Raw genomic sequence first — 23,045 nt, 5'->3', positions numbered from 1 at the left:
CCTTATGCCGGGCGGGCCGAACCCTTCCTGAACAGTCCGCGCTTCGCCTTAACAGGCTGCGGCCCGGACTTCATCACCCGCTTGCGGAACAGCCGCGCGCCGAGGCGGACGGCGATGAACACCCACAGCGCCTGCCACGCCACCGCCACGACATGCGGGAACACCGACTCGCTGAGCGCGGCACGGGCGAGCATGGCGAAGGGCGAGGACAGCGGGAAGGCGATGGCCAGCAGCTCGACCGGCTCGCCCGGCTTGGCCATGGCGTAGCTGGCAAAGAAGAACAGCAGCACCTGGCTCATCGTCACCGGCATCGACATCGTCTGCACCTCGCGCACCGTCGTCGCGAGCGAACCGATGGCGAGGAAGATCGAGCCGAGCAGCAGGTAGCCCATCGAGAAATAGACCACCCCGAGGACGAAGAACAACGGCCAGCCGACCCCCGGTTCGGGCAGCTTGCTGAAGTCGACGAACCCCGCGACCGGCCCCTGCATGTCGGACAGGGTGACGAGGCCGCCAATCACCGTGCCCCACAGCGCGAGGCCGACCAGCGAAACGCCGAGCATGGCGAAGAGCTTGCCCATGAACACCGCGTCCATCGGGATCGCCGCGGCGAGGATCTCGATGATCTTGTTGGCCTTCTCCTCGACGAGGTTCGACAGCACCATGCCGGCGAGCAGCATGATGAGCAGGAACAGCAGCGTCTGCCCGGCCTGCGCGGTGGCGAGCCGTCCGCGCTTGTCCGAAGCGCCGCTGGTCGCGACAACCTGCGTGGCGACCGGCGGGAAGGCCTCGGGGGACTTGCCGAGCGCGGTCGCCGTGAGCAGCGCAACGCTGCCGCGGAACATGCCGAGACGGCTTTCGGGCGCGGTCAGCACCGGGCGTTCGAGCGTGCCCGACAGGACCGCGGCGATATTGCCCTCGCGCCGGTCGAGCAGGGCGGGGGCGTCGAATTCCTCGCCCTCCTGCAGTTCGGCGACCTGCCGGATCAGCGGCATGCCCGGGCCGAGTTCGGCGCGCAGCGCCTTGTGCGCCTCGAACAGCCTGGCCTCGTCGGAGGCGGTCATGGCCACGGCGATCTCGGGCTCCCCGGCGCTCGAATCGAGCGAGCTGCCGATGCCCCCGGCCAGCGCGCCGACGATGATCGGGAACAGCGGGCCGAGCAGGAAGAAGAAGAACACCCTGCTGAACAGGATAGCGGCGAAATCGCGCCGGGCGATAACCAGCGCGGCGCGCAGCAGCGACAGCCGCGACTTGGGGGTCTGTTCGTTCACCTGCGCGCCTCCAGCGGTTTTTCCTCTGCGAGCGCGCGGGCCGCTGCTTCGCCGGCGATGGCGACGAAGGCGTCGTGCAGCCCGGCGCGCTCGATCGACAGCGAGAGGATGCCCGCCTCGCCCTCGATCAGCGCGCGCAGCAACGGCTCGATGCCGCTTTCAGGCAGCGCGAAGTTCCAGAAATTGCCCTCGGCCTTCGAGCCCGGCGGCAGCGCGGCGCGCCACGGGCCGTCCTTGCTTGCGGTTTCGAGCCGGACCTGCGCCGGGATGCGGTCGCGCGCGGCGTCGACCGAGCCGGCGTAGGGCACCTTGCCCCCGGCGATGATCGCCACCTCGTCGCAGAGCCGTTCGGCATGGGCGATGACGTGGGTCGAAAAGATTACCGTCGTGCCCTTGTCGGCGAGGCCGCGGATCAGCCGTTCGAGCTTGCCTTGGTTGATCGCGTCGAGGCCGGAGAAGGGCTCGTCGAGGACCACCAGCTGCGGATCGTGGACCAGCGTGCCGAGCAGCTGGACCTGCTGCGCCATGCCCTTCGACATCTGGCGGATCTGCCGTTCGACCGGCAACCCGTATTCCTCGAGCAGCTTTCGGCCGCGCTCGCGCCCTTCCTTGAGCGGCATCCCGCGCAGCGCGCCCATGAAGGCGATCGCCTCGTAGGCCTTCATCGAAGGGTAGAGGCCGCGTTCTTCGGGCAGGTAGCCGATCAGCCGGGCGATTTCGCTCGGCCGGTCGTGACCGAGCACGCGGCGCACGCCTTCGTCGGGATCGATGATGCCGAGCATCATGCGCAATGTCGTGGTCTTGCCCGCGCCGTTGGGGCCGAGGATGCCGTAGATCGCGCCGACCTGGACGGTGAGGTCGACCCCGTCGACCGCGAGGGTGCCGTCGAACCGCTTGACCAGCCCGCGGGCCTCGATAGCCAGCCGTCCGGATGCATTGCGGGAGGGGGAGGTCTGGCCTAGCGCTACGTCCATCGTGCATGCGGCATACGCGGCGCGGGTAAACGGGAGCAAGGCTCAACTTGGTTAATGCGGCGGTTACCGGCGATATAAAGCAAGACCTTGCGGCCAAGGCGCGCGAGCTCGGCTTCGTCGCGTTCGGGATCGCCCCGGCGGCCGACGACCCGCTGCGCGCCAGGCGGCTCGATGAATGGCTCGGCGCGGGCATGCATGGCGCGATGGAGTGGATGGCGGCGCGCGCCGACGTGCGGCGCGCGCCGCAGGCGATGTGGCCCGAGGCGAGGAGTGTCATCGCGCTGGGCATGAGCTATGCGCCGGACGTCGATCCGCTGGCGCCGGGCGAAGCGAAGATCTCGGTCTATGCCCAAGGGCGCGACTACCACGATACGGTGAAGAAGGCGCTCAAGGCGCTGGCCCGCTGGCTGGTGGAGCGCGCGCCGGGCACCGAGCTCAAGGTCTTCGTCGATACCGCGCCGGTGATGGAAAAGCCGCTCGGCGAGGCGGCGGGGATCGGCTGGCAGGGCAAGCACACCAACCTCGTCAGCCGGCAGCACGGTTCGTGGTTGTTCCTGGGCGCGATCTACACGACGCTGGAGCTGGAACCCGACCAGCCGCACGCCGACCGCTGTGGCTCGTGCACCGCGTGCCAGCAGGCGTGCCCGACCGACGCCTTTCCCGCGCCCTACACGCTCGATGCGCGGCGCTGCATCTCCTACCTGACGATCGAGCACGCCGGGCCGATCCCGGAGGAATTCCGCAAAGCCATCGGCACCCGCATCTACGGCTGCGACGATTGCCTCGCGGTGTGCCCGTGGAACCGCTTCGCCGACAACGCCGCGCGCAACGCCGCCTTCGTCCCGCGCGAGGACCTTATCGCTCCGAAACTGGGCGAATTGCTCGGGCTGGACGATGCCGGGTTCCGGCAGAAGTTCTCCGGATCGCCGATCAAGCGGATCGGACGGAACAGATTCGTCAGAAACTGCCTCATCGCAGCCGGAAACAGCGGAGATCGAGCGCTTCATTCGCAAATTTCCGCGCTGGCCGGGGACCCCGATCCGGTGGTGGCGGAGGCGGCGCGCTGGGCGCTCGGGCGGCTTACAGCATCTCCTTGAGCGGCACATCCACGTCGGCCAGCAAACCCGGATCGATCACCGCCCGCGCCTCGACCAGCTTGCGGCCCTGCGCGTAATCCCTTGTTTTGTTGACGCAATCGAGCGCGATGACCCGGCCTTCCTTGAGGTAGACCACCGAGAAACTCCGCTCCGCCGGATCCCCGCGCAGCACCGTCGCATCGTGCCCGGCCGAAAGACCCACCGTCTGCAGCTTGAGATCGTACTGGTTCGACCAGAACCACGGCAAGGCATTGTAAGGTACTGATTCACCACAGATTGCCTTTGCCACCGTAGCCGCCATGTCGTGCGCGTTCTGCACGCTTTCGAGGCGGATCACCGCGCCGTTGGCATAGGGATTTGCGTGCGCCGCGCAGTCGCCGATTGCGCAGATGTCGGGCAGGCTGGTGCGACACAGTTCGTCGACTTCGACGCCGTTAGCGCCGGCCGCGCCGGCCGTGATCAACGGGCCAATGGCGGGGACGATGCCGATCCCGACGACGACCATGTCGCAGGGCAGTGTCGTGCCGCCTTCGAGCGTGACGCCGGTGACGCGGCCGCCGTCGCCTTGGACGGCCTCGACCATGGCCTCGAGCCGCACGTCGACGCCCTGGCGGCGGTGCTCCGTCTCGTAGAAGCGCGACAGGTCCTCGCCCGCCACGCGGCTGAGCACGCGATCCTGGGATTCGAGCAGCACGACATCGCAGCCGAGCATGCGCAGGACCGCCGCAGCCTCGAGCCCGATGTACCCGCCGCCGATCACCACCACATGCTTCGCGCCGCCCTCCAGCTCCGCGATCATGCGGTCGACATCGCCCCTGTCGCGCACGGTGTGGATGCCGGCGAGGTCCGCGCCCGGGCACGACAGGCGCCGCGGATCGCCGCCCGCGGACCAGATCAGTGTGCCATAGGAAACGGTATCGCCGCCGGTGAGCGTCAGCTCCTTCGCCTGCGGATCGACCTTGGTCACTGCAATGCCGGGCCGCAGCACAACGCCTTTCTCTGCCCAGAAGGCCTCGGGGCGGATCAAGATCCGCTCGAACGGCTTCTCCCCGGCAAGGTATTCCTTCGACAGCGGCGGGCGTTCGTACGGGGGAGAGGGATCGCGCCCGATCATCATGATCGAACCTTCGAAACCCTGCTGGCGCAAGGCGATGGCCGCCTGGGCGCCACCGTGGCCCGAACCCACGATCACGATATCCGCGCTGTCCATTCGCATCCGCTCGGCGAAAGCGCGGTGGCCGTCAAGCACCGATCGGTGGGCCGCGTGCGGTTTGCTAGGCGGTCGCGCGCTGCAATTCGGGAGGGCCGATCCAGTCGAACCTGCGGCCGAGCAGCTCGAAAAGCTCCTCGTTGTGCGGGGCGTAGAACTCCGCGAGGAATTGCCGCGTCTGGGGCGCCATCCGTTCTCGATAGTTGCTGACAAAGACCGGCTGCCAGTCGAGCCCTGGCGCGAAGTCGGGCACGCCAAGAAATGCGCAGATCTTACCCAGCGTGCGCTCTGTGGCTTCCTTCAGTTCACGGTCTTCGAGGACCAGTACCTGCTCGCGTGGGAACAGATCGAAATAGCGCTTCAACTGCCGGGCATAGAGGCCGCGCCGGACGTAGTTGCTGCCCACGGTTTCTTTGCTGTCGAGGTGGTTTTCGATCTCCAGCCCGACGACTTCCTCGAACCCCTGCTCACGGCCACCTGCCAAGTCTTGATGTCATATGTGCCCGGATCCGGTATGCATGGACACCGGGCCTTGGGCAATATCGTTGTCACAAAGATTTCGTCAGCGTTGCAACAGGTTCCGTGCCTGGCTGGCGATCTGGGCCAGCATTGCCGGGGCAACCGGAGCGGCGGTCTGCGCGCGGGCGATAACGGCGCGGAACTGGCTTACTTCCCGTGCATTGCGCGTCGCCCAGTCGGCGATCAGGCCGGACAGGTCTTCCTTGGCTTGCTTGCGGCGAGCCAGCGCGCGCAGGAAGTCGAAGCGCATTTGCTGGAAATCGCGCGCCAGCCCCGCCACAAGCAGCCGTTCCCACGGGTCGGACGGGCTCATCACGGCGGCGACCGACTGCGCCCAGTCGAGCCCGAGCCGCGCGCCGAGATCGACGAAGGCGCGCGCCAGCTGTGTCGGCGCAAGTCCGCTGTCGCGCGCCAGACAGGCGAGGCCGATCGCCCCGTCCATCGCGAAGAGCCTTGCGACGATCCTGGCGCAGTGTTCGGGCGCCCCGGCCGCAATGAGGTCCCTCTCGATCTTCAGGGCATGGTCGCGAGTGTCTTCGGCAAGCAGCTCGTCGACGTGCTCTCCGAGCTCGGCGACGCCCTTGCTCAGTTCGGCCATGGTCAGTGCCGGGGCCAGTTCGGAGCCACGCGCGCGGAGCAGGTCGGCCATGTGGCTGCGCAGCGCGTGCGCGGTGTGGACGAACAGCAGCAGCCGCGCCGTCTCGGGCATCTTGGCGCTGTCGAGTGTGGCCCAGACCTCGTCGAGCCCGAGCAATGCGCTGGCCGAAACGAACGAGGCACCGACGCGGTCGAGCCCGGCGCCTTCTTCCTCCGCCAGTTCGAAGGGATGGACCATGCCCATGCGGTTGACGATGCGGTTGGCGACAACCGTCGCGACCAGTTCGGGCCGCAGGCGGTGCGCGAGGATCTGCGGACGGAACGGCTTGCGCATCTTTGCTGGGAAATCGCCGAGCAGCAGCGGTTCGACCGCGCTGTCGGAGGTCAGCGAACAGGTTTCGAGCGCGTCCTGCAGCACCAGCTTGGTGTTCGACAGCAGAACGGCGAGTTCGGGTCGGGTCAGTCCCTTGCCGTCTGCGGCGCGGCGCACGAGTGCCTCGCTGTCGGCGAGTCCTTCGGTCTTGCGGTCGAGTTCGCCGATGTCCTCGAGCGTCTCGATCAGGCGCGTCTGGCTGGCGACGGCGCGCGGCCCGCCGGTTTCGGCGATCGACAGAGCCAGCGCCTGGAGGCGGTTGTCCTCCAGCACCAGGTCGGAGACTTCGTCTGTCATTTCGGCGAGCAGCGCGACACGCTTCGGCTCGGTCAGTTTGCCTGAAGCCTTCGCGGCGGCGAGCGCGATCTTGATGTTGACCTCGTTGTCCGAGCAGTCGACCCCGGCCGAATTGTCGATGAAATCGGTGTTGATGCGCCCGCCGCCAAGCGCGAACTCGATGCGCCCGGCCTGGGTGATGCCGAGGTTGGCGCCCTCTCCGATAACCTTGGCGCGCACCTCGCTCGCCGTCACGCGCAGCGCATCGTTGGTCGGATCGCCGACCTGCGCATCGCTTTCAGCCGTGGCGCGGACGTAAGTGCCGATGCCGCCGAACCAGATCAGGTCGACCGGGCTCTTGAGAATTGCGTTGATCAGGCTCTCAGGATCAAACTCACGCTGCGAAGTGCCAAGCGCCGCAGCGACTTCCTTGCTGATCGTGACGGTCTTGGCGGTGCGCGGGTAGACACCGCCGCCCTTACTGATGAGTTCTTCGTCGTAGTCGGACCAGCTCGAACGCGGCAGGCCGAAAAGTCGCTTGCGCTCCTTCCAGCTCGCTGCCGCATCGGGATCGGGGTCGATGAAGATATGCCTGTGGTCGAAGGCGGCAACGAGTTCGATCGACTTCGACAGCAGCATGCCGTTGCCGAACACGTCGCCCGACATGTCGCCGCAACCGGCGACGCGCACGGGGGCCTTCTGGACGTCGATGCCCATCTCGAGAAAATGCCGCTGGACGCTGAGCCATGCCCCGCGCGCGGTGATCCCCATGGCCTTGTGGTCGTAGCCTTTCGAGCCGCCGCTGGCGAAGGCGTCACCAAGCCAGAAGCCCTTGGCTTCGGCGATGGCATTGGCGACGTCGGAGAAGGTCGCGGTGCCTTTGTCGGCGGCGACCACGAAGTAGGGGTCCTCGCCGTCGCGCGTGACGACGCACTCGGGGTGAACGACCTTCTTGCCTTCGATGTTGTCGGTCACCGACAGCAACGTGCGGATGAACACCTCGTAGCTGGCGCGGCCTTCGGCAAACCAGGCGTCGCGGTCCTCGGCCGGGTCAGGCAGCTGCTTGGGGTAGAACCCGCCCTTGGCCCCGGTCGGGACGATGACCGCGTTCTTGACCCGCTGCGCCTTCATCAGGCCGAGGATCTCGGTGCGGAAGTCGTCGCGCCGGTCGGACCAGCGCAGGCCGCCGCGGGCGACCGGTCCGGCGCGAAGGTGGATGCCCTCGACGCGCCGCGAATAGACCCAGATTTCGCGCCACGGCACCGGCTTGGGCAGGTCCGGGACGAGCGCCGAATCGAACTTGAAAGCCAGCGCCTCGCATGCAGCCGGGGCGAAGGCGTTGGTCCGCAGGATAGCCGCAATGGTGCGCCAGACGAGCCGTAGCAGGCGGTCGTGGTTGATCGAATCGACCCCAGCGAGTCCGCTGCGGATCTCGGCCTCGGCATCTTCGACGGCATTCGCGCGGTCGCCCTTGAACGCCGGGTCGTGGTGCGCGCGAAGCAGTGCAACGAGTGCGCGGGTCACCCCCGGGGCGCCGCGCATCGCATCGACCACGGTGTAGATCGTGTAGGCGATCGCCGACTGGCGCAGGTAGCGATAGAGCGCGCGCATCCATCCGGCCTCGCGCTCGTCGAGTCTGGTGGCGATGACGAGTCGGTTGAACACGTCGTCTTCGGCGAGCCCGTTGAGCACCGTACCGATCGCCGCCTCGATCGCCTCGGCGCGTTCGAACACCGCGGCGACCTCGTCGGCGCGCGGCAGGACGAGCTTGAAGTCGTGAATCGTCGCGCGGTCGCCGTTGCACAGCTCGGTCGGAACTTCGGACAGCACGCGGAAGCCGAAGTTCTCCAGTGCCGGGACCGCGTCGCTGAGCGGCATCGAGTTGCCGAGCTGGTAGACCTTGAGGCCGAGCTTGCAGGGGTTGTCGCTGTCGAGGCGGTAGAGCCGCGCGTCGCGGCCCTGCGGTCGATCGGGATCGTCGGGGGACAGGCGGTGGATGCGGGCGATGTCGCGGGCCGCTTCGGCCGGGCCGTAGGTCGCCCGGTAGCTCGGCGGGAAGCTCTCGCCGAAGCGTGCCGCGAGCGCGGCTGCGCGTCCGGCCTCGTAGCCTTGCAGTTCGGCCTCGACCGCTTCGCTCCAGCCACGCAGCACGTGCTGCAGCCGGTCGTCGATCGCCGCGCCGTCGGGCGTATGCTCGTGCCCGCGGAAGTCGAGCACGTAGCGCAGCATGGCAAGGTTGCCGCCCTCGACCACCAGGCTCCAGTCGAGCGTGTCGGCCTCGGTTTCTTCCTCGAGCATGTGCTGGATCTGCAGGCGCACTTCGGTCGACAGCATGTCGCGCGGCAGCCAGACAAAGGCGAAAAGGTGGCGTGCGAGCGGTGCCATGACCAGCGCGGCACGAGGACGCGGGCGCTCGCCGAGCGCCATCATCGCCGTCGCCACTCGGGCGATGTCGCGGTCGGAGAAGCCGATCACGAGGTCGTGCGGCAGCGTGGTCAGGGCGTGGAGCAGCGCCTTGCCGTCGTGGCTGGCCGGCGGGAAGTCGAACAGCTCCATCATCGCCGTGAGCTGACGGCGCAGGACCGGCACCTCGTCGGGCGGCGTGAGCAGCGCGGCGCTGGTCCAGACCCCGGCATGGATCGACAGCGCGACCACCTTGCCGTCTTCGACCAGCGGCACGATGAAAAGGTCGAGCGGGACGCGGCGGTGGACCTTCGACAGGCGGTTGGCCTTGATGATCAGCGGGGCGCGCGCGGCGGGTTCGCCTTCCTGCCGGTCGAACCAGGCGAAGGCGCGGTCGTAGGAATCGTCGGCGAGCAGGTCGCGGGCGCTCTTGCGGCAGATTCCGAGCAGTTGCGAACGGCTGCCGTCGCGGAGGCGGGTGACATGGCCGAGCTGGGTCAGCATGCCGCTTTCGAGCCAGCGCAGCAGGGTCGCGCCTTCCTTGTCCTCGATGCGGTCGGCGTCGGCGGCCATGAGTTCGCGCATCTTCGGCCAGTCCTGCACCGCAGCGCGCACGTCGGCGAGCGCGGTGGCGAGCGCGCGCTCGAGTTCGCGGCGCTCCTTGGCGTCGACCCGCGCGGTCTCGAGGTAGATCATCGATTCGCGCGGCGCGCCGGCGTAATCTTCGGGGAGCGCGGTCAGCTTGCCCTTGGCATCGCGCACCGCGCCGACGATCGGGTGGACCAGCAGGTCGATGGCGAGGCCCTGCGCGGCGATCGCCATGGCAATCGAATCGACCAGGAACGGCATGTCGTCGTTGACCACGGCGACCCGCATGAAGCGGCGGTCGCCGTGGGCGGTGCGAATCAGGATAGAGGGTTCGTCGGCATCGCGCTGCGCGGCGGCTTCGAACAGGAAAGCGGCCGCTTCCGCCATGTGGGCCGTGGAAAGGCCCTTTTCGCCGGGCAGGAGCGAATTCGCCATTCGCTCGCCGAGCTCGGTGACCAACGGCTCCGGCGCCTTGCCGCGCGATTTTCCCGGTGACGCGGCCGGTGACTTGCGAGCCGTCTTTGCGACCGCTTTGCCGGTGCCCTTCGCCGCCATCCTCGCCAGACTCCCAATCGTTACAGTTGAAACGATATCGTTGCGCGCGCCCCTGCACCTGCTTGCGGCGCAGGGCAAGGGCAATTTGCGGGGCGCATCGTCTCTCCGCCTACCATACGCCTGCCGGGCGCCGGGGTTTCCTGTCAGGCGACCAAAGCTCCCGCGGTCAGTTCGAGCGAACGGCGACGCGCCGCCGGATCGAAGGTCGCGCCCGAGACGATGATCTCGTCGGCCCGGGTACGGCGAACGAAGGCGTCGATCCTCGCGGCGACGGTCTCGGGCGAGCCGACCGCACGCGCCACCGAGAGCCGCTCAAGCATCGCCTGGGCGCTTTCCGGCAGGGTCGCGCGATAGCCCGGGATCGGAGGCGGCAGCTTGCCCGGCTCGCCGGTCCGCAAGCGCACGAAGGCCTGGTCCTGCGAACTGGACAGGATTTCGGCCTCTTCTTCGGTCTCGCCGCAGATTACCGTCATGGCCGCCATGACGTGCGGCGTCTCGAGCGCCTCCGACGGGCGAAACTGTTCGCGATAGGCCGCCAGCGCAGCGTCGAGATGGTCGGGTGCGAAGTGGCTGGCGAAGGCATAGGGCAGGCCGAGCCGCGCGGCGAGCTGGGCGCCGAACAGGCTCGAACCGAGCATCCACATCTCGATCTGTGCACCGAAGCCCGGGGTGGCCTTGATCGGCAGGTCGATGTCGCCGGTGAACAGCGCGCGCAGTTCGACGACGTCCTGCGGGAAATACTCGGCTGCGCGCGACAGGTCCTTGCGCAGGGCCTGCCCCAGGATCGGTGCGGCACCGGGCGCGCGGCCGAGTCCGAGGTCGACGCGGCCGGGGAACAGGGCATCGAGCGCGCCGAACTGCTCGGCGATGACGAAGGGATTGTGGTTTGGCAGCATGATGCCGCCCGCGCCGATGCGGATCGTCCGGGTAACATGCCCGATGTGCGACAGGGCGACGGAGACCGCGCCGCCGGCGATGCCTTCGCTGCCGTGGTGCTCGGCCACCCAGAAGCGGCGATAGCCGGCCGCTTCGGCGGCGCGCGCCAGTTCGCCAGCCTCGTGCAAGGCCGTCGCAACGTCGCCGCCTTCGCGGACCGGGACGAGGTCGAGGACGGACAGCGGGATCATCGTCCGCTTACTGGGCCTTGCCCGTCGAGCTGGTCAAGGTAGCCCGCGGCGGTGGCCGCCTCCGGGTTGTCGGGCGCGAAGGTCATCACGTTCCGCCAGTATCCGCGGGCGGTGTCTTCCTCGCCGCTCAGCACGGCGATGACCCCGGCTTCGAGCAGGATCTGCGGATCCTGCGGAGCGAGCGCCAGCGCCGTGGCGATGAAGCCAGCGGCACCGGCGAGGTCGTCCTGCCTCCGGTCGAGCGTGGCCGAGAGCAGCCAGACATAGGCGACCTGCGGGGCATCCTTGCGGGCCCGTTCGAGGGCCTGGCTGGCGGATTGCGGCTGGCCGAGCGCGACGAGCGCGCGTGCGCGGTCGGAGGCGATCGTCCCGGCGAGTTCGCTCTTGCCCGCTGCCGAGGCGTCGACCTCCGCGGCAGCGAGCGCCGCCAGCGCACCTTGCGTATCGCCCGCTTCGAGCGCGGCATTTCCGGCCATGGCCCCGAGCCGGGCGCGCAATTCGTCATCCACCGTCGCGTCGCGTCCGGCAAGGAAGGCCTGTTCAGCGGCATCCCAGCGCAGGAGGCTGACGTAGGCCTGGCCGAGGCATTGCTGTGGCAAGGCCTTGCCCGGTCCGGTGGCTTCGGCGAGCCAGGTGCCGGCGGTGGTGATTGCCGTCGCCGGGTCGCTGCGCGCCTGGTCGAGGCATTGCGACAGCCGCCCGGTTTCGGCGGTGGAGAGCGCCGCTGAAGCCTGCGCAGCGAGGAGAGATAGGGCGGAAAGGATCATCGGGCGTTTCGAGTCACAGTGCTGCCACCGATTGCAACAGCAGGGTGATGTCCTGCTCGCGTGAAAGACGGTGGTCCCCGCCCTTTACGAGAGTCACCTGCACGTCGCTTGAACGCAGCGCCCCGGCGAGACGTAGCGAGATTTCGGGCGGCACGACGGTGTCGTCCTGTCCGTGGAGCAGCCGCACCGGGCCGTCGAACGGAACCGCACCGTCCAGCTGGAGCTGCGCTTCGCCGTCGGTCCAGAAGGCCGGATGGGTCGGAGTCGCTTCGGGACCGTAAGGATTGTGCTCGAATATGGTTTCGCCCGCGGCGAGTGCGGTCTTCTGCTTCGGGTCAAAGCCCCAGTCGGTGAAGTCGGGAGCGGCGGCGATGCCGACAAGCCCTGCCACTTTTGCCCCAAGCGCGCGCGCGGCCAGCAACATGAGCCAGCCGCCCATCGAAGAGCCGACGAGGTTGACCGGGCCGGCAATTCGCGCCTCGATCAGCGCGACCACCTCGTCGCACCACCGGCTCAGTGTGCCGTCGGCGAAATCGCCGGGAGATTCGCCGCAGCCCGAATAGTCGAGCAGCAGCCACTCGCGGCCCTCGAGAGCGGCCCAATCGGCCAGCGCAGTCGCCTTGGAACCGGCCATGTCGGACATGTAGCCGGGCAGGAACACCAGCGCCGGACCGCGTCCTTCGCCGTGGCGGAAGGCGATCTTGCGGCCATCGGGCATTTCGTGGAGTTGCAGTGCGCTCACACCGCATCACATGGCGCCGTGCGGCGCCCGGGGCAAGCGAAGTGCGCCTAGAAGGCGCGGTCGTGGACCACCACGCGGATGGTCGCGAGCATGATCCCGAGGTCGCGCCAAATGGTCCAGCCGGAAAGGTACTCGAGATCGGCCTGCAGGCGGCCGGTCAGGCTGGGGCGCAGCGAATGGCGGTGCCAGTAGAGCTTGTCGACTTCCCAAAACAGCTTGTCGCCGGCGAGCGAGCCGATGGCGTGCGGGCGGGGCTCGGCATGCTAATAACATCTCAGCGGTTGCAGAAGATCGTCCTCTGTGCGCGGATGGCGGTTGTGCGCAGAGCATTAATTCTAATGCTTGAATTTAGGAAGTTGCTTCAATCGCTTCGCGTCAAGCGCGTGGCGGGCTATTTGAGTGAGTTCCTGAGCCAACAGCACGTCGGCAGCTTGGCTGTTGCTGAGGAGCTGGCGATGTGTTTCGGCCAACCGCCGCAAGAGCCGATCGAGTTTTTGCCCGCGCCAGAGCGAGAGCTGGACCTTGAGGTCCTGGGCATCGCCGAAAAACACCCGGCGCGCGGCACGTTCGCTTTCGATGAAGTTGTTGACGTTGCCACGCGGGCCGAGCCGGGCGGCGAGCTGGGCGAGTTGCGCCGCGCGCCGTTCGAAGGCGAGCAGCAGGCCGACCGGGTTGAGCGAAACCTCGCGCAGGCGGCGGAACTCGCCCGCCAGCTCCGGCCCGGTGCCGGAAAGCACGGCGTTGACCAGCGGCATGAAGCCGTCTTCCTCGGTGCTCGCGCCGACCGCATCGAGGTCGGCGGCGGTAAGGGTATGCGGGCTCTGCGGCGAGGCGTCGCAGTAGAGCGCGAGCTTCTCGATTTCCGAGCGGGCGAGACGCTGGTCGAGGCCGGCCGCGGCGGCGATCCGTTCGCTCAGGTCGTCGGCCATCTTGAGGCCGAGCGCGCCCGCCATGCGCCGGACCTCGTGTGCCACCGAGCGCAGGTCGGGCGGGTAGAACATGCCGACGAACCCATCGCCGCGCTTTTCGAGCAGTTTGGCGGTGCGCGCCTTGTCGCTCGCCGAGGTTGCGACGACGACCACCGGACAGGCGCCGTCGCCTTCGCCGGCATCGTAAGTGTCGAGCAGGTTCTTGACCGCATCGTGCGCCTCGTCCCCGCTGGCGCGCACCCAGATGTGCCGGGCGCCGCCGAACAGCGAGGTCGAGCGCGCCTCGTCGGCCAGCAGGACCGGGTCGGAGCGCAGGTCACCTCCCGAGAGCTCGACCCGCTCGCCCGGTTCGGCGAACAGCTCGACGAGAGCTTCGGCGGCGGCGCTGGCGCCGGATTCGTCAGGACCGCAGAAGAAGAACACGCGGGCGTCGCGAGCAGCGCGCGGGGCGTGCTGGCGGAAGTCGCGCTGCGTCGCCTTCATGAGCTGTTGCGGAGCGTCAGCGCGAGGCGCGCGACGATCCGGTCGGCGACTTCCTTCGACAGGTTCTCGAGCGCGGTTTCCTCGGCGGCGATCGTGGCATATTCGCTCGACACGACGTCGATACCGGCGTCGGACCCGGCGGTCGCATCGAGCAGGACCTCGTCGCTGGCGATGTCGACCAGCTGGTAGCGGGCGCGCAACGTCCGCCGCTCACGGCCGACCGAATCGTCGGTCAGCAGGCCGAGCCCTTCGAGCTTGTCGTCGAGCAATACGTCGAGGCGGTAGCGCGGGTTTTGCGATGTCGAACCGGTCTGCCCGAGCCGGTCGTTGAGTGCGTTGCGCACCAGCCAGCCGGCCTTGCCTTCGATCGGGGCGACCTCGACGCTCGACAGCCCGCTCGCCACGGGGCCCGCTCCGCCCCCGGCATACATCGGCGAAAGGCCGCAGCCGGAGAGCGCGAGCGAACCCGCGACGAGGAAGGCCAGCGCCCTCACGCGACGATATTCACCAGCCTGTCGGGCACCACGATCACCTTGCGCACTTCGGCTCCATCGAGCGAACGCTGGACCTTCTCGCTGGCCAACGCAAGGGCTTCGAGATCGGCGTTGGGCAAGCCCTTGGCGACCGTAAGAGTATCGCGCAGCTTGCCCTTTACCTGCACCGCGATGGTCACTTCTTCGTCGACCAGCAGGGCCGGGTCGGCCTTGGGCCAGGCGGCATCGGCGATGAGCCCGTCCTGCCCCATCGCAGCCCAGGCCTCCTCGGCGAGGTGCGGCATCATCGGTGAGACGAGCAGGAGGATGGTACGGATCGCTTCGCTGCGGGTGGCCGACGGCGCGGCCTTTTCCGCCGCGCTGGTCAGTCCGTAAATCCGCGCCACGGCCTTGTTGAAAGAGAGCGCCTCGATATCCTCGCCCACGGCGGCGATGGTCTTGTGGACCTGTCGATCAAGCGCTTGATCGGTGCCCTGAACACTCGCGTCGTATTGTCCGAACAGCCGCCACAGCCGCTGGACGAAGCGCCAGCAGCCTTCGATGCCCGCGGCGGACCACGGCAGGTCGCGTTCCGGCGGGCTGTCGCTCAGCATGAACCAGCGCACCGAATCGGCGCCGTAGCGTTCGATGATCGAGTCCGGATCGACAGTGTTCTTCTTGGACTTCGACATCTTGATGACCGGGCCGATGTCGACCTTGGCGCCGTCCGCCACCAGCACCGCGCCCCCGCCCGAGCGGTCGACCTCGTCGGGGCTGAAGAACACCTCGCGGTCCCCCTCACGGCGCGAATAAGTCTCGTGCGTCACCATCCCTTGCGTGAACAGGCTGGCGAAGGGCTCCTTGACGTCGAGCTGGTGGATACGGGCCAGCGCGCGAGTCCAGAAGCGGGCGTAGAGCAGGTGCAGGATCGCGTGCTCGATGCCGCCGATGTACTGGTCGACCGGCATCCATTTCTTCACCACCTCCGGATCGAACGGGCGGTCCGTGGGCTGGCTGGCGAAGCGCAGGAAATACCACGAGGAATCGACGAAGGTATCGAGCGTGTCGGTTTCGCGCACCGCCGCCGCACCGCACTTCGGGCAGTCGACGTGCTTCCACGTCGGGTGGCGCACCAGCGGGTTGCCGGGAATCGAGATGTCGACGTCCTCGGGCAGCACCACCGGCAGCTGGTCCTTGGGTACCGGCACGACGCCGCAGGCGTCGCAGTGGATGAACGGGATCGGCGCACCCCAGTAACGCTGGCGGCTGACGCCCCAGTCGCGCAGGCGCCACACGGTCCTGCCTTCGCCCCAGCCTTCGCCGACCGCGCGGTCGATAACCGCCTGCTTGGCGCTGGCGACATCCATTCCGTCGAGGAAACCCGAGTTGACCAGCACACCGTCGCCGGCCTCTGCCTCGCTCAGCGGGGCATCGGCGGCGGCTGCGTCGGGGGCGACGACGCGGACGATCGGCAGGCCGTACTTGGTGGCGAAATCGAAGTCGCGCTGGTCGTGCCCCGGCACCGCCATGATCGCCCCGGTGCCGTATTCCATCAGCACGAAGTTGGCGATGTAGACCGGCAGGTATTCGCCGGTGAAAGGGTGCTTCGCGCCGATGCCGGTGTCGAAACCGAGCTTTTCGGCCGTCTCCAGCTCGGCCGCGGTGGTCCCGCCCTTCTTGCACTGCTCGATGAACTTGGCGGCATCGCAGTTGCTCGCCGCGACGGCCTGCGCGACCGGATGGTCGGGCGCGACGGCGACGAAGCTCGAGCCGAAGATCGTGTCGGGCCGGGTGGTGTAGACTTCCAGGCTTTCGCCGTTCGACAGGGCGAACGAGAACTGAAGGCCGGTGCTCTTGCCGATCCAGTTCTCCTGCATCACGCGGACCTTCTCGGGCCACTTGTCGAGCGTCCCGAGCCCGTCGAGCAGCTCCTGCGCGAAGTCGGTGATCTTGAGGAACCACTGGCTCAGCTTGCGCTTCTCGACCGGCGCACCGCTGCGCCAGCCCTTGCCGTCGATGACCTGTTCGTTGGCCAGCACGGTCTGGTCGACCGGGTCCCAGTTGACCGCCGATTCCTTGCGGTAGACCAGGCCCGCTTCGTAGAAGTCGATGAACATCGCCTGCTCGTGCCCGTAGTATTCGGGATCGCAGGTCGCCAGCTCGCGGCTCCAGTCGAAGGCCATGCCGAGGCGCTTGAGCTGCGCTTTCATGTTGGCGATGTTGCTGCGGGTCCATTCGCCGGGATGGACGCCCTTTTCGATCGCGGCGTTTTCCGCCGGCATGCCGAAGGCGTCCCAGCCCATCGGGTGCAGCACCTCGTGCCCGGTCAGCCGCTTGTAGCGGGCCAGCACGTCGCCCATGGTGTAGTTGCGCACGTGGCCGATGTGGATCCGCCCCGAGGGGTAGGGAAACATCTCCAGCACGTAGCAACGCGGGCGTTCGCTCGCGTCGTCGGCGACGAAGACTTGCCGGTCTTCCCAGGCGTGCTGCCAGTGTCCGTCGGCCCGCGACGGATCGAAACGTTGGTCGGTCATGAAAACCCCCTAGGCGGTTTTAGCCGACGTCGGAACGCCTGAGATCGCGCGCCTTGGTGAGGATGATGTCCTCGAGCTTCTGCACCGTCGCGGCCTGGACCGGGGCGGCGACCCACTGCCCGCCGCGGTTGACCTCGCGGCTGGCGGCGACGCGCAGGGCATCGGCGCGCAGGTCCTGGTCGAGGATCGAGACCGAGACCTTGACCCGCTCGCCCGGGTTCTGCGGGTTCGAATACCAGTCGGTGACGATCACGCCGCCGGCGCTGTCGGCCTGGGTCAGCGGCATGAAGCTGAGCGTTTCGAGGCTGGCGCGCCACAGGTAGGAGTTGACGCCGATCGAGGTGATCGAAGCCGATGCGACGTCGGTCGCTACATCGTCCTGCCGGTGTCCGCACGCGGCCAGCGCAAGGCCGAGCCCGGCGACCAGCACGAGGCGGGCGGGCTGCAAGCGGCGGGCAACGGGGCGGATATTCGGAAGTGCCATGAACGGTCCTGTCTGTCTTTGCGGGCGGTTCGCCCGTGAGCGCCTCTATAGCCGCACCGCGGTGGGCGGCAAGCCGCTGCATCCCCGCGATGTGGAAGCGCCAATGCATCCCCGGGCGCTGAACCCGTGCTTAACCCGGCGCTCCCGGTATCCATATGCACCTGTGGACGTGTTGCAACAGTTTGAGAAAACTGGAAGCACCCGACCTGAAAGGCATGGAAATTGGGGCGCTTGCGCCTATCGTCCGGTGAAAGAGGGCGGAGTCGCACGATTTCATACCCGGTCAGGAACCGTTAAGGGCCGGGTGTGTGATAGGCGCAAAGACCATATGTCGAGGAGGTACAGGGTGAAGGTGGGCAACAAGCGTTCAAGCGGCAGGACGGGCGGCATTGCCGCGACCGTTGCGCTTGCCTCGCTCGTGCTTGCCGGCATTCCGACCGCGGGCTGGGCGCTCGATTCTCTCGGCGGCAAGTCGGGCCGGTCGGCTTCTGCGAATCTCCCCTTCACGCCAGCCTCGGTCGATCCGCGCGTTGCCAGGCTGGTCGGCGCAAACGGCTCCGCCGCGCGCCTGCTGCGCTTCACTCCCGCCGGCCTTGCCGAACGGCCGAATCGCTCGGTGACCGTGGCGGTGCGGATCGACGAGGATGCGGCCCACGCCATCCAGGTTCGCTCGGCAATCGATTCGGCGAAGGACCAGTTGGCCAGCGCGCCCGCCGTCCGTATCGCCCCGACACGTTACAACCTCGGCATTTCGCGCGGCTACCAGAGCTTCGCGCAGCCCTCGGTGATCGACAAGAAGCTTTCCGCCGAATCGATCCCCGATCTCGCCACCTTCCGGCCGAGCCCGGGCGCAAGGCCGGATGAGAGCCGCTTCGAGCCGCGTATCGCGCTCGAGGCGGAAGAAAAGACCGGCAGCCTCCCACTGACCCGCGATTCGATCGGCGCGCAGTCGGTCGCTGTCGGCGGCAGCTATCGCCTGACGCGCAACCTCGATGTTACCGCCGGCGTGCGCTACGAACAGGACCGCAACAGCCTCGCTCCGCTGGCCGACGCCAAGCAGACCGACAGCCAGGCGGTATACGTCGGCACCCAGTTCAAATTCTGATCCGCATTTCGTGGCCGCCGGACCCCGCTTCGGCGGGGTTTTTCTTTGCCTGCAAGGCCGTGCCCGCTAAGCCTGCGGTCGGGAGCGGGAAAGCCTGAGGAAGGGAGACTGCATGTCACGCGTTGCGATCGTTACCGGGGGCACCCGAGGTATCGGCAGGGCCATTTGCGAAGCGTTGCAGGCGCAGGGACGCACCGTCGTCGCCAACTATGCCGGCAACGAGGAGAAGGCCCGCGCCTTCAGCGACGCGACCGGCATCAAGTCCTACAAGTGGAACGTCGGCGACCATGAGGCCTGCATCGAAGGTTGCGCCCGTGTCGAGGCCGAAGTCGGCCCGATCGACATCGTGGTCAACAATGCCGGCATCACCCGCGACGGCACGCTGCTGAAGATGAGCTACGAGGATTGGACCGACGTGCTGAGGATCAATCTCGGCGGGTGCTTCAACATGGCCAAGGCGACCTTCGCCGGGATGAAGAACAGCGGCTGGGGCCGGTTCGTCAACATCGGTTCGATCAACGGCCAGGCCGGGCAATACGGCCAGGTCAACTACGCCGCGGCCAAGAGCGGCATCCACGGCTTCACCAAGGCGCTGGCCCAGGAAGGCGCGCGCTACGGGATCACCGTCAACGCCATCGCCCCGGGCTACATCGATACCGACATGGTCGCGGCGGTGCCTGAGAACGTGCTCGAAAAGATCGTCGCGCGCATCCCGGTCGGCCGCCTCGGCCATGCCGACGAAATCGCGCGCGGGGTGGCCTTCCTGACCTCCGACGAAGGCGGCTTCGTCACCGGCTCGACGATGAGCATCAACGGCGGCCAGCACATGTATTGACCGGCATCCGGCCGAGGCCGGGCTGCCGGTTGCACACGGTCGGCAGTGACGCGTGGCATCGCAACGAGTTTCCGCTAGGTTGCGGCCATGAGCGAGACCCGGATCGAGAGCGATACAATGGGCGAGGTCACCGTCCCGGCCGACCGGTTGTGGGGCGCACAGACCCAGCGTTCGAAGGACAATTTCCGTATCGGCGGGGAGCGCATGCCGCTCGCGGTGATCCACGCGCTCGGCGTGATCAAGGGCGCGGCGGCGCGGACCAACCTCGCGCTCGGGCTGCTCGACGCGCGGCTCGCCGATGCGATCGGGCAGGCGGCGGGCGAGGTCGCTTCGGGCGCGCTCGACGAGGAATTCCCGCTGGTCGTGTGGCAGACCGGCTCGGGCACGCAGTCGAACATGAACGCCAACGAGGTCATCGCCAATCGCGCCAACCTCTTGCTCGGCGGCGAACTCGGGGCGAAGAGCCCGGTTCACCCCAACGACCACGTCAACATGAGCCAGTCGTCGAACGACACGTTCCCGACCGCGATGCACATCGCCGCGGTGCGTGCGCTGCACGAGCGGCTGGTCCCGGCGCTCCGGGCGATGCACTCCGACCTCGCCGCCAAGGCGGCGGCGTGGGACGGGCTGGTCAAGATCGGCCGCACGCACACGCAGGACGCCGTGCCGCTGACGCTGGGACAGGAATTCTCCGGATACGCCCGGCAGGTCGAGGCGGGGATCGGCCGAATCGAGGCGGCGCTGCCCGGGCTCTACGAACTGGCGCAGGGCGGCACAGCGGTCGGGACCGGGCTCAACGCCCCGCCGGGCTTCGCCGAGGGCGTGGCGCGCGAGATCGCCGAGGCGACCGGGCTGCCGTTCGTATCGGCGCCGAACAAGTTCGAGGCGCTGGCGGCTTCCGACGCCCTGCTCTTCGTCCATGGCGCGCTGGCGACCGTCGCTGCTTCGCTCAACAAGATCGGCAGCGACATCCGCCTGCTCGGTTCGGGGCCGCGCGCCGGTCTCGGGGAGCTGGCGCTCCCGGCCAACGAGCCGGGCTCGTCGATCATGCCCGGCAAGGTCAACCCGACCCAGGTAGAGGCGCTGACGCAGGTCTGCGCCCGGGTGTTCGGCAACCAGGGGACGATGCAGTTCGCCGCCAGCCAGGGCCAGTTCGAGCTCAACACCTACCGCCCGGTGCTGGCCTATACCTTCCTGCAGTCGGCCGGGCTGCTGGCCGATGCGGTCGACAGCTTCACCGAACACCTGCTGGCCGGACTCGAGCCGCGCGAGGACGAGCTGCAACGCGGGGTCGAACGCTCGCTCATGCTGGTGACCGCGCTAGCCCCGACGATCGGCTACGACAAGGCCGCGGCCATCGCCAAGGACGCCCATGCTCGCGGCGTCACGCTGCGCGAGGCGGCGATCGCCAGCGGCGCGGTGAGCGGCGAGGACTACGACCGGATCGTCGATCCGGCGGCGATGCTCGGCCCCGACCGGTGAGCGGCGAGTTCTACCACCCGCCGGTCAAACGCTCGGTCGAGATCGCGGGACACAAGACCTCGATCAGCCTCGAACCGCTGTTCTGGGACCTGCTGCGCGATGCGGCCGAGGCAGAAGGCGTGCCGCTCAACGCGCTCGTCGCGCGGATCGACGCCGAGCGGATCGAGGCCGCAACCGCCCCGGGGCTGGCCGGGGCGGTGCGGCTTTGGCTGGCGGCGCGCGCCTGCCGTTGAATCAATAGGTCGCCGGCGGGTCGGAAGCCGGGAAGCTTTCGTCGCTCGCCTGATCCTGCTTGTCCCACGAGCGCAGGGGCGGATCGGCCATCGCCGCCGGTCCCGCATCGCGGACCTTGGCGAAGTTGGAATCGCCGCCCTGCCCTGTGGCGAACGCGGCGTGATCTTCCTCGCGACGCTTCTCCAAGAACCTGTATCCGATGTATCCGAGCGCCCCGAGGGTCGCGAGCTTGAGTAGTGCCATGTGCGGTCTCCTTTCCGCCTTGCAACGCTCTTGTCGCCCCATGGGTCCGGACTATCGCGCCGGCGCTCGCTTCCCCGGTTGACGGGTTGTGTGCAGCGCAGCAGAAGGTGGGCCATGGATCGAATGCCCATCAAGAAAGCCGTCTTTCCCGTCGCCGGTCTCGGCACGCGATTTCTCCCCGCCACCAAGGCCATTCCCAAGGAACTGCTGCCGATCGTCGACCGGCCGCTGATCCAGTACGCAGTGGACGAGGCGCGCGAGGCGGGGATCGAGCAGATGATCTTCGTCACCGGGCGCGGCAAGACCGCCATCGTCGAGCATTTCGACATGGCCTACGAGCTCGAGACGACGATGAGCGGGCGCGGCAAGGACCTCTCGGTGCTCGATCCGACCCGCTTCACGCCGGGCGAAATCATCACCGTGCGCCAGCAGGTGCCGATGGGCCTTGGCCACGCGATCTGGTGCGCCCGCGCGATCGTCGGCGACGAGCCCTTCGCGGTCATGCTGCCCGACGAACTGATGATCGGCTCGCCAGGTTGCATGAAGCAGATGGTCGAAGCCTACAACGACGTCGGCGGCAACCTCATCAGCGTGCTCGAGGTGCCGATGGAGGAAGTTTCCAGCTACGGCGTGATCGACCCGGGCGAAAGCAGCGGGGCGCTGACCGAGGTCAAGGGGCTGGTCGAAAAGCCGCCGTTCGCCGAGGCGCCGTCGAACAAGATCATTTCCGGGCGCTACATCCTCCAGCCCGAGGTCATGCGGACGCTCGAAGGCCAGGAAAAGGGCGCCGGGGGTGAAATCCAGCTGACCGACGCGATGGCCAGGATGATCGGCAACCAGCCGTTCCACGCCGTCACGTTCGCTGGGCGGCGCTTCGACTGCGGCAGCAAGATCGGCTTCGTCGAGGCGACACTGACGCTGGCGCTGGAGCGCGAGGACATGGCCGACGAAGTGCGCGCCATGGCGACGCGCCTGCTCGGCTAGGCACAAACGAAAAGGGCGGCAGGATCGACCTGCCGCCCCTTCGCGTGCCCTCCAGGCAACAGGAACTTATTCGTCGCCCGCGTCGTCGCCGCCGCCCTGGCCGCCTTCGACCTGCGACAGCGCCATGTCGGCGGTGATCATGTAGGGGCGCGGATCGACCGCTTCGCCGCCGACGCGCACTTCGTAGTGCAGGTGCGGGCCGGTAGAACGGCCGGTGGAGCCGACGAAGCCGATCAGGTCGCCCTTGTGGACCGTCTGGCCGGCCGTCACGTTGAAGGCCGAGAGATGGCCGAAGCGGGTTTCCATTTCGCCGCCGTGCTCGATCTGGATGTAATTGCCGTAGGTGCCGAAGCGATCGGCACGGGCGACGTAGCCGTCGGCCGTGGCGTAAACCGGAGTGCCGGTCGGCGCAGCGAGGTCGATGCCCTTGTGCTGGCGGCGACCGCCGAGGACCGGGTGCGTGCGCATCCCGAAACCGCTCGACATGCGGGCGGTATCGACCGGCATGCGCGAGGGCACGGCGACGGCCTGGCGCGGGGCTGCGAGCGAGCCCGAACCACGTTCGGTCTCTTTCCAGCCTGCGAAGAGTTGGGTGAATTCCTTGTCGCCGTTGCCGAGAGCCTCGGTCGAGGCGCTGCCCTTGAGGGCGCCGGTCATCTGGGTGGCGGCGGCCGTTTCGTTGGCTGCCGCCGGGCTTGCAGCGATCGCCACCGCGGAAGCGGCGATTGCGGCAATAGAGCGGATTGCTCGGTTAAAATGC

Annotated in this window: 20 protein-coding genes and 1 pseudogene; 6 read left to right on the top strand and 15 right to left on the bottom strand. The window is 67.9% G+C overall.

Annotation, left to right across the window (positions count from 1 at the left end; translation table 11 throughout):
• Positions 1-2: 2 nt before the first annotated feature.
• Both GRI89_RS10020 and GRI89_RS10015 read right to left on the bottom strand, forming a co-directional pair.
• Positions 3-1,271 (bottom strand): ABC transporter permease, encoded by a 1,269-nt coding sequence (locus tag GRI89_RS10020; RefSeq protein ID WP_328598200.1) that lies wholly within the window; start codon positions 1,269-1,271, stop codon positions 3-5.
• Positions 1,268-2,245 (bottom strand): ABC transporter ATP-binding protein, encoded by a 978-nt coding sequence (locus tag GRI89_RS10015; protein WP_159794728.1) that lies wholly within the window; start codon positions 2,243-2,245, stop codon positions 1,268-1,270. The genes GRI89_RS10020 and GRI89_RS10015 overlap by 4 nt, the downstream gene beginning before the upstream one ends.
• Before the next feature lie 47 nt (positions 2,246-2,292).
• Between GRI89_RS10015 and queG the strand changes: the two genes are divergently transcribed.
• Positions 2,293-3,342: a tRNA epoxyqueuosine(34) reductase QueG gene (gene queG / locus GRI89_RS10010; RefSeq protein WP_159794726.1), complete on the top strand. Its 1,050-nt coding sequence runs from the start codon at positions 2,293-2,295 to the stop codon at positions 3,340-3,342.
• Here queG and GRI89_RS10005 read toward each other — a convergent pair.
• From GRI89_RS10005 to GRI89_RS09955, 11 genes and pseudogenes are all read right to left on the bottom strand, one after another.
• Positions 3,326-4,552 (bottom strand): NAD(P)/FAD-dependent oxidoreductase, encoded by a 1,227-nt coding sequence (locus GRI89_RS10005; protein WP_159794724.1) that lies wholly within the window; start codon positions 4,550-4,552, stop codon positions 3,326-3,328. The two genes, queG and GRI89_RS10005, sit on opposite strands and share 17 nt — an antisense overlap.
• Before the next feature lie 64 nt (positions 4,553-4,616).
• Positions 4,617-5,036, bottom strand: a complete 420-nt coding sequence (locus GRI89_RS10000; protein WP_159794722.1) for a sulfotransferase family protein — start codon at positions 5,034-5,036, stop codon at positions 4,617-4,619.
• Between the two features lie 78 nt (positions 5,037-5,114).
• A complete protein-coding gene (locus GRI89_RS09995; protein WP_159794720.1) occupies positions 5,115-9,863 on the bottom strand; it encodes an NAD-glutamate dehydrogenase in 4,749 nt (1,582 codons plus the stop codon).
• Between the two features lie 143 nt (positions 9,864-10,006).
• Positions 10,007-10,990 carry an LLM class flavin-dependent oxidoreductase gene (locus tag GRI89_RS09990; RefSeq protein WP_159794718.1) on the bottom strand — a complete coding sequence of 328 codons (984 nt, stop codon included), beginning with the start codon at positions 10,988-10,990 and terminating at the stop codon, positions 10,007-10,009.
• Entirely contained in the window at positions 10,987-11,757 is a 771-nt protein-coding gene (locus tag GRI89_RS09985; RefSeq protein ID WP_159794716.1) for a tetratricopeptide repeat protein, read from the bottom strand. The genes GRI89_RS09990 and GRI89_RS09985 overlap by 4 nt, the downstream gene beginning before the upstream one ends.
• Positions 11,758-11,770: 13 nt before the next feature.
• Positions 11,771-12,499: an alpha/beta fold hydrolase gene (locus GRI89_RS09980; protein WP_328598199.1), complete on the bottom strand. Its 729-nt coding sequence runs from the start codon at positions 12,497-12,499 to the stop codon at positions 11,771-11,773.
• Positions 12,500-12,546: 47 nt separating this feature from the next.
• Positions 12,547-12,753: pseudogene (locus tag GRI89_RS09975) on the bottom strand (sugar transferase); the annotation flags it as partial.
• 81 nt (positions 12,754-12,834) lie between these two features.
• On the bottom strand, positions 12,835-13,911 hold the full coding sequence (gene holA / locus GRI89_RS09970; protein WP_159794714.1) for a DNA polymerase III subunit delta: 1,077 nt from the start codon (positions 13,909-13,911) through the stop codon (positions 12,835-12,837).
• Entirely contained in the window at positions 13,908-14,405 is a 498-nt protein-coding gene (gene lptE / locus GRI89_RS09965) for an LPS assembly lipoprotein LptE (RefSeq protein WP_328598198.1), read from the bottom strand. The genes holA and lptE overlap by 4 nt, the downstream gene beginning before the upstream one ends.
• Positions 14,402-16,918 carry a leucine--tRNA ligase gene (gene leuS, locus GRI89_RS09960; protein ID WP_159794712.1) on the bottom strand — a complete coding sequence of 839 codons (2,517 nt, stop codon included), beginning with the start codon at positions 16,916-16,918 and terminating at the stop codon, positions 14,402-14,404. Before leuS ends, lptE begins: the two co-directional genes overlap by 4 nt.
• Before the next feature lie 19 nt (positions 16,919-16,937).
• Positions 16,938-17,402 (bottom strand): DUF3576 domain-containing protein, encoded by a 465-nt coding sequence (locus GRI89_RS09955; protein WP_159794710.1) that lies wholly within the window; start codon positions 17,400-17,402, stop codon positions 16,938-16,940.
• Between the two features lie 346 nt (positions 17,403-17,748).
• On the opposite strand from GRI89_RS09955, the gene GRI89_RS09950 reads away from it, so the two are divergent.
• The 4 genes from GRI89_RS09950 (at position 17,749) to GRI89_RS09935 (ending at position 21,057) form a co-directional block, all read left to right on the top strand.
• Positions 17,749-18,507 carry a hypothetical protein gene (locus GRI89_RS09950; RefSeq protein ID WP_328598197.1) on the top strand — a complete coding sequence of 253 codons (759 nt, stop codon included), beginning with the start codon at positions 17,749-17,751 and terminating at the stop codon, positions 18,505-18,507.
• A gap of 112 nt (positions 18,508-18,619) precedes the next feature.
• Positions 18,620-19,342 (top strand): acetoacetyl-CoA reductase, encoded by a 723-nt coding sequence (phbB, locus tag GRI89_RS09945; protein WP_159794706.1) that lies wholly within the window; start codon positions 18,620-18,622, stop codon positions 19,340-19,342.
• Between the two features lie 87 nt (positions 19,343-19,429).
• A complete protein-coding gene (gene fumC / locus GRI89_RS09940) occupies positions 19,430-20,824 on the top strand; it encodes a class II fumarate hydratase (protein WP_159794704.1) in 1,395 nt (464 codons plus the stop codon).
• Positions 20,821-21,057 (top strand): ribbon-helix-helix domain-containing protein, encoded by a 237-nt coding sequence (locus tag GRI89_RS09935; RefSeq protein WP_328598196.1) that lies wholly within the window; start codon positions 20,821-20,823, stop codon positions 21,055-21,057. Before fumC ends, GRI89_RS09935 begins: the two co-directional genes overlap by 4 nt.
• A gap of 1 nt (position 21,058) precedes the next feature.
• On the opposite strand, the gene GRI89_RS09930 is transcribed toward GRI89_RS09935, so the two are convergent.
• Positions 21,059-21,301 carry a hypothetical protein gene (locus GRI89_RS09930; RefSeq protein ID WP_159794702.1) on the bottom strand — a complete coding sequence of 81 codons (243 nt, stop codon included), beginning with the start codon at positions 21,299-21,301 and terminating at the stop codon, positions 21,059-21,061.
• Positions 21,302-21,415: 114 nt separating this feature from the next.
• Here GRI89_RS09930 and galU point away from each other — a divergent pair, with 114 nt between their 5' ends.
• Positions 21,416-22,285, top strand: a complete 870-nt coding sequence (gene galU / locus GRI89_RS09925) for a UTP--glucose-1-phosphate uridylyltransferase GalU (RefSeq protein ID WP_159794700.1) — start codon at positions 21,416-21,418, stop codon at positions 22,283-22,285.
• A 66-nt stretch (positions 22,286-22,351) separates the two neighbouring features.
• On the opposite strand, the gene GRI89_RS09920 is transcribed toward galU, so the two are convergent.
• Complete coding sequence (locus GRI89_RS09920) at positions 22,352-22,996, bottom strand: M23 family metallopeptidase (protein ID WP_328598195.1); 645 nt, start codon at positions 22,994-22,996, stop codon at positions 22,352-22,354.
• Positions 22,997-23,045: the final 49 nt, after the last annotated feature.

The organism is Croceibacterium salegens (assembly GCF_009827435.1).
GTDB lineage: Bacteria > Pseudomonadota > Alphaproteobacteria > Sphingomonadales > Sphingomonadaceae > Croceibacterium_B > Croceibacterium_B salegens.
The sequence above is the reverse complement of the archived record's forward strand: the minus strand, read 5'-3'. Positions and strand labels throughout refer to the sequence as shown.